The 1,095-nt window shown below is 66.3% G+C and carries 1 protein-coding gene; it reads right to left on the bottom strand.

From position 1 onward, the window contains the following. Window positions 1–9 precede the first annotated feature (9 nt). Window positions 10–990, bottom strand: a complete 981-nt coding sequence (locus tag AB0I34_RS44170; protein ID WP_360458752.1) for an IS481 family transposase — start codon at window positions 988–990, stop codon at window positions 10–12. Window positions 991–1,095: the final 105 nt, after the last annotated feature.

Here is a 1,095-nt window from a genome sequence, read left to right as displayed (position 1 = left end):
TGTACCCGGTCATGAGGTTGGTTGCAGTCTGGTGATGGGTGGTCGGCCGCCGAGTGCGGTGTGTGGGCGTTGAGTGTTGTAGTGGTTGAGCCAGGGTGCAAGTGCTGCGGCGCGCTCGGTGTTGGTGGTGAAGACCTGCCGGTAGGCCCATTCGGTTTGCAGGGTGCGGTTGAGGCGTTCAACTTTCCCGTTCTGCCAAGGGCAGTGGGGTTTGATGAACTTCTGGACGATCCCGTAGGTGGCGCAGACCTCGCGCAGCGACCAGCGGTAGGACCAGGCGTTGTCGGTCATCAGTCGTTCGATCCGGGTGATGCCGTGCGCGGCGAAGTAGCCGATGGCGCGAGTCAGGAAACCAGCGCAGGTGGGACCTTTCTCGTCGGGCAGGATTTCTGAGTAGGCCAGCCGGGAATGGTCGTCAACGAGTGAGTGGACGTAGTCGAAGCCGGGCTTGAGATCGTGGCGGCGGGTGAGGCTGCCGTCGGCTCGCCGGTTCCCGCGGCCGTGAGCACGCCAGCCGCCGCCGTCGGGGATCCGGCCGATCTTCTTCACGTCCATGTGCACCAGCTCGCCGGGCCGGTCGCGTTCGTAGCGGACCGCGGTGGTCTTGCTGGCCCGGATCACCAGCCCGGTGATTGGGTCGCAAGCGGCCAGATGCGGCACCTGATGGCGGCGCAGGATCCGCGACACCGTCCGGGCCGGCACCCCGGTCTCGGCCGCGATCGGCTCCGGGCCACGCCGCAACTGTTCCCGGGCCGCGAGGACCTGCTGCTCGACCTCGACCGGCGTACGCCGAGGACACCGACGCGGCCGCGACGAACGATCGTGCAGACCCGCCTCGCCTTCGGCTTCGTACCGGCCGATCCAGGTCCTCACGCACTTGCGCGACACCCCCATCGCCTTCGCGATATGCGCCTGTCTCCAGCCCTGCCGGTGCCGCTGAACGATCAGCAACCGGCCATGAAACGTCGTCCGGGCATTACGGTGGGACACGAGAACCTCCGGTGAGTGTGAAGCCTTCGACAAGCCACACCCCAACCGGAGGTTCTCCTCACGTCAACCCCAACTCACCTGCCACCAACGTCTTGTCCCGGTACA

This window comes from Kribbella sp. NPDC050281 (assembly GCF_040655855.1).
Taxonomy (GTDB): Bacteria; Actinomycetota; Actinomycetes; order Propionibacteriales; family Kribbellaceae; genus Kribbella.
This window is presented reverse-complemented; position numbering and strand designations above follow the sequence as displayed.